This is a genomic window from Thermosphaera sp. (assembly GCF_059755995.1).
In genome coordinates this window covers 1-5,093 of the sequence record NZ_DBOUKL010000021.1, presented here as the reverse complement: position 1 = coordinate 5,093, position 5,093 = coordinate 1, and the positions used below count along the sequence as shown (strand labels likewise).

At 47.6% G+C, this 5,093-nt stretch carries 6 protein-coding genes and 1 pseudogene; 3 read left to right on the top strand and 4 right to left on the bottom strand.

Translation table 11 applies throughout. The annotated features are described in order from the left end of the window. Positions 1–474: pseudogene (locus tag AC3OH0_RS02095) on the top strand (hypothetical protein); the annotation flags it as partial. Between the two features lie 58 nt (positions 475–532). Continuing rightward, positions 533–1,168 (top strand): HAD-IB family phosphatase, encoded by a 636-nt coding sequence (locus AC3OH0_RS02090; RefSeq protein ID WP_193436741.1) that lies wholly within the window; start codon positions 533–535, stop codon positions 1,166–1,168. 18 nt (positions 1,169–1,186) lie between these two features. Here the strand turns inward: AC3OH0_RS02090 and AC3OH0_RS02085 are convergent, their stop codons facing one another. After that, positions 1,187–2,158, bottom strand: a complete 972-nt coding sequence (locus AC3OH0_RS02085; RefSeq protein ID WP_193436742.1) for an NAD-dependent epimerase/dehydratase family protein — start codon at positions 2,156–2,158, stop codon at positions 1,187–1,189. A 12-nt stretch (positions 2,159–2,170) separates the two neighbouring features. Then, positions 2,171–3,355 (bottom strand): aminotransferase class I/II-fold pyridoxal phosphate-dependent enzyme, encoded by a 1,185-nt coding sequence (locus AC3OH0_RS02080; protein WP_193436743.1) that lies wholly within the window; start codon positions 3,353–3,355, stop codon positions 2,171–2,173. A 65-nt stretch (positions 3,356–3,420) separates the two neighbouring features. Here AC3OH0_RS02080 and AC3OH0_RS02075 point away from each other — a divergent pair, with 65 nt between their 5' ends. Further along, the gene (locus AC3OH0_RS02075) at positions 3,421–3,747 is read left to right on the top strand and encodes a transcriptional regulator (protein ID WP_193436744.1); all 327 of its coding nucleotides are present in this window, start codon (positions 3,421–3,423) and stop codon (positions 3,745–3,747) included. Here AC3OH0_RS02075 and AC3OH0_RS02070 read toward each other — a convergent pair. Next, positions 3,744–4,079, bottom strand: coding sequence for a DUF167 domain-containing protein (locus tag AC3OH0_RS02070; protein WP_498344576.1), 336 nt, complete (start codon positions 4,077–4,079; stop codon positions 3,744–3,746). The two genes, AC3OH0_RS02075 and AC3OH0_RS02070, sit on opposite strands and share 4 nt — an antisense overlap. Positions 4,080–4,175: 96 nt before the next feature. Beyond that, the coding region (locus AC3OH0_RS02065) for a TIGR04013 family B12-binding domain/radical SAM domain-containing protein (protein ID WP_498344575.1) at positions 4,176–5,093 on the bottom strand (918 nt) is incomplete at its 5' end.

The following is a 5,093-nucleotide window of genomic DNA, read 5'->3' as shown; positions in this document are numbered from 1 at the left end:
GGAAAATTCGATTTCTGCATATATGGCGGGGATGTTGAGAAATTAGCTCAATTCTTAAGGAGCGATGAGTTCAATAACTTGGTCAAAGTTTTCGATACATATGGTCTTAGAAACGCGCTGGTGAAAATACTCGAGGAGGCGTTGGAAGCTTACCGCGACTATGTCGAAGTCTCAAAGGCTTTGGAGTCGAGGATAAGCATGTTGAAGAATAATAAGGCAGGTAGTCATGGAAAGAATAACCGGGGTCGAAGCATAGGGGAGTTGATTACATTACTGAAGTCTAAGTATCCTAACATGGAGTCGGATCCTGATAGGAAAGAGGTCAGGGTTGAGCTAGGAGAGGGCAGGTTTGCGAAGATCAAGTTTTACAGGAAAAAGATCGTGGTTAACATGGTTATCGAGCTCAAAGAGGACGATCCCAGCCTCTTGTCCAGGGATTTGCAGAGTATTCTCGAATGCCCTAGTTCGCGTTAGATCTGTAATCATTAATTACCCTTAAGCCAGATGATTTTAAAACGGTGATAGGTAAGTTATGAAGCCCCTAGTGGTTTTCGACTGCGACGGTGTCCTAACCGAGAACAATAGTAGTTGGCGGGTCCTACACGAATTCTTCGGTAGCCGTGACAACTCGTATTTCGCTGAACTATACGAGAAAGGGTTGATAAGCTATCTAGACTGGATGAAGATAGATATATCACTGATGATACACAGCTTCGGCTCCCCTATCAAGAAGCACCATGTGGAGGAGGCTTTCTCAAAGATTAAGCCTAAGAAATCAGCGGCTAGAGTTGTAGGTGAACTGCTCAGGAACAACTACCCTGTCGCCGTGGTGAGCAGTGGCATAGGCATCCTCGTCTCCCGGATCTGCAGGGAGCTCGGGGTTAGCGACTGCTTATTCAACGACGTGTTATTTGTTAATGACGAGCTGGTGCCAGGGGGTGTTGCCAGGGTTCCTTTAAAGGAGAAGTGGCTTGTAATTAAAAAGCTCGCTGAATCCAAAGGGTATAGAATGGAGAGTGTGGCTTATGTTGGAGACAGCAAGTGGGATATCCCTGTTTTCAAGCAAGTAGGCATCTCTATCGCTGTCAAGCCGTGCGGGATTGCGTGTGAGCATGCTAAATATGTTGTGGAAGATCTCGAGGAGGTATTGAGTCTTCTAATCAGGTAAAAATATTGGTTGGAGAAACTACTTAATTCTCTCCAAAATTTCAGTCTTACCAAGCCTGTATGCAAGCTTGCCCAACATATCCTTAACCATGGCTTCAAAACTCCAGTCAGGGCTCCAGCCCCACTCGCTTCGCGCCACACTATCGTCAAGCGATTTAGGCCATGAATCAGCAATCTTCTGGCGGAAGTCAGGGGCGTACTCTACCTTGAAATCCGGAATGTACTTCTTGATTTCAAGCTCTAGCTGCTTCGGAGTGAAGCTGAAAGCTGCTACGTTGTAGCCGCTCATAATCGTCAGCTTGCTCCTGTCAGCATTCATTAGCTGAATAGCTGCTTTCACAGCGTCAGGCATGTACATCATTGGAAGCATTGTATCCTCCCTCAGGTAGCAGCGGTACTTTTTCCCTTCAAGAGCGTAGTAGAATATTTCCACAGCGTAATCAGTGGTCCCACCGCCTGGAAGGGCTTCACTGCTTATAATCCCGGGGTATCTCACCCCGCGGACGTCAACGTTGAACTTGTACGCGTAGTATCTTGTCAACAGTTCACCAGCATACTTTGTGATCCCGTACATTGTTGTGGGATCCATGATGGTTACCTGGGGGGTGTTGACTTTTGGAGAGCTTGGTCCGAAAGCTGCTATGGAGCTCGGCCAGAAGATCCTGAAACCATACTCTCTCGCCAGCTCGAGCACGATATATAATCCATCCATGTTAACCCTCCAGGCATGCTGAGGGTTTTTCTCCCCGGCAGCTGACAGGATTGCAGCCATATGGTATACTTCGTTGATATCGTACTTCTTGATAGCTTTTTCGACAGACTCCCTGCTCAGGACGTCCACCTGCTCTATAGGGCCTTCTGTCAGCTTGCCTGTGGGCGGCTTGCTATGGTATCCAGCCACCACGTTATCGTTCCCGTATAGCTTGCGTAGAGCTGGAACCAGCTCGGTGCCGATCTGTCCTGTTGCGCCAATAACCAGGATTCTCTTCATAGGTTGCGTCACCTAGATCAGTCCGAGTTTTCTACCGGCTTTCTCATAGGCTGCTAAAGCCTTATCTAGGTCTTCAATCGTGTGTCCAGCGTTAACCTGGTTTCTAATTCTCTCTGTCCCTCTCGCCACCATTGGGTACACTATTGGGACCACGAAGATGCCATCGTTCCAGAGCATTTTCGCCAGCTCCCTCGCCTTCTTAGTGTCTCCGACTATCACGGGCACTATTGGCGTTTGGCTCTTACCAGTGTTGAACCCCATTTCATCAAGCCTTTTCTTGAAGTAGTTCCTGTTGTCCCACAGCCTCCTGATTCTCTCCTTCTCCGTCATCACTATCTCGAGAGCTTTCAAGTTAGCTGCTGCCACCGCTGGAGGGAATCCTGTGCTGAGGAGCCATGTTCTAGCCTTGTTTCTAATGAATTCTATGACCTCATAATCCCCTCCTATCATGCCGCCCGAGGATCCAAGGGCTTTAGAGAACGTGCCCACGTGGAAGTCTACCTCCTCGTCAACGCCGAAGTGTGCAGGGCTTCCATGCCCATCTCCTAACACTCCTTCACCGTGGGCATCGTCAACGTACACCATTGCGTTGAACTCCCTGGCCAGCTTAACTATTTTATCGAGAGGCGCTATGTCGCCATCCATCGAGAAGACGCCGTCTGTGACTATGAGTATCTTGTTATACTTCCCGTGAACCTGCCTAAGCTTATCCTCAAGATCGCCCACGTCGCAGTGCTTGTACACAACTTTCTCAGCCCTTGAAAGCCTTATCCCGTCTATGATGCTTCCATGGTTCAGCTCGTCGGATAAAATAACATCTCCCTGCTCCACGATTGCTGGGATTGTGCCAGCGTTAACAGCAAAGCCTGTTGGGAAGACAAGCCCGGCCTCTGTTCTCTTAAACTCCGCTATCTTTCTATGGAGTTCGTCCAAGAGTTCATGATAACCTGCAATAGCCCATACAGCCCCCGGTCCCCAGCCATACTTCTCCATCGCCTCGACGGCTGCTTTTTTCAACCGCGGGTCATTAGCTAGGTTCAAGTAATTATTTGAGGATAGAATGATCATTTCCCTACCGTTCACAAGCGCGCGGGGGCCTGTGGGGCCGTTCAACCTCCTTATCTCCCAGATCTCCCCCCTCTCAATCATTTCTTGAAGCTTTTTAGCATAGATTTCTCTAACCCAGCTCTTACCCATAAATCCATCACCATATAGTATATACATGTCGTTAAAGTATAAAGAGTTTTAAGAGGGTGGTACGCGTGGAGAATGAGGAGTCAACCACTAGGGAGAGAATACTCACCCTCCTGTATAAGGCTTCGAAGCCTTTGAGCGTGGAGGAGATCATCAGCCTCCTCGGTTTAGAGGACTTAACCCCTAGAGATGTTTATGAGCACCTGGAGCATATTGCGAGAACAGTTAAAGCCCGCTCGAAAGGGAGAGAATACCTTGGTATGGAGCCTCCTTACTGTAGGAAGTGCGGGTATGTTTTCAAAGATCTCGACAAGCCTAAAAAACCCTCCAGGTGCCCGCGCTGTAAAAGCGAGTGGATCAGCCCGCCTCTATTCACGATTTTGAGAAAAGATTAGATGAGATTTACAACCCTGGCAAGCTTCTCAACAATTTTATCAGCTGGTTCATCCATTATAAGGATCTTCTTCAACTTTTCACGCTGACCGTACACTATATCGATCTTTGAAACAGGAATCTTAAGCTCCCTGGACAAGTACTTTATCAACGAAGCATTAGCGCGTCCCCGCTCAGCAGGCTCGGAGGTTTTGAAAACCAGTTCATCAGACTCTATGGTGAAACCCTTGGGCTCGGAACCGGGTTCAACCCTTACTTGAAGAATAACCCCTTTTGAGGATTCTTCAATGTTTTTGCGAAGAGTTTCCATAACTTTTTGGAGAACAGGGTTCAAAACCCACCCCCACTATGATTATTGGCTTGGAGAAATAATAAAATTGTTTTAAAACTCTTTTTCAAAGAATTCTCTATGGGGATGACCTAAGGTTTTTCAGCCTGAAGGATGAAGAAGCTGGGCGCTGGCAAGACCCGCTTTCCTTGGATATACGAAGCCTTTCTCGTATAGCTCAATGATTTTCTTTGAAAGGGTTTCCTGAGTTAACCAGGAGCCGTAAGCCTTTCCAGCACCCACGAGCCTGCTCCACTCTTTTCTAACCTTGACAGGCAGGGGAGAGGGGTTTTTCAACCCTAACGGTGTTCCAGGTAGGGGGATGTAGTAGTGGAGATGTATCTTAGCTCCTTTACCAACTAATTTTTCAGCCAGTTTTAAAGTGGAAAGCATATCTTCCTCGGTCTCGCCGGGAAACCCTACTATGAAGTCCACGCTGGGCGTGAAGCCTGTTCTCAACGCTGAGTCTACAGCTGATTCTATTTCACCAACTCCGTGGCCTCTTTTAACCAGCTTGAGCATTCTCTCACTCCCTGATTGCCCTCCGATGATCAACTCCTTGTTGGCAACATATTTTCGTATAATTCTTAAAACATCTTCCTGAGCATGCTCTGGCCTAACCTCGCTGGGGAAGGATCCGAAGAATATTCTTCCCCCGTATTGAACGGTTTTAGCGTGAAGGCTTTCCATTAAAAATACGATCTTCTCCATGTTAACAGGGTTTGTTGAATACGGTGAGCCGTAGGAGAGGCTGTCTGGGGAGATGAATCTTAAATCTTTTAATCCAAGCTTCATCGAAATCTCAGCATAGTTAACTATTTTCTCGACACTCCTATGTCTTAGAGTGAAGCCGTGAAGGTAGGAGACTTGGCAGTAGAAGCATCCGAATGAGCAGCCTCTCGTGATCTCTATAGGGTTCACGATACCTCTCCAGTATGGGAACGGGTCGTAGTCATCCAGGTTTACGGATTTCCCTCTACCGGTGAACGAGACTTCTCCGGTTTCACGATCCCTGTAGGC

Coding starts and splice junctions, on each gene's coding strand:
- AC3OH0_RS02090 (WP_193436741.1), top strand. CDS start 533: ATGAAGCCCCTAGTGGTTTTCGACTGCGACGGTGTCCTAACCGAGAAC.
- AC3OH0_RS02085 (WP_193436742.1), bottom strand. CDS start 2,158: ATGAAGAGAATCCTGGTTATTGGCGCAACAGGACAGATCGGCACCGAG.
- AC3OH0_RS02080 (WP_193436743.1), bottom strand. CDS start 3,355: ATGGGTAAGAGCTGGGTTAGAGAAATCTATGCTAAAAAGCTTCAAGAA.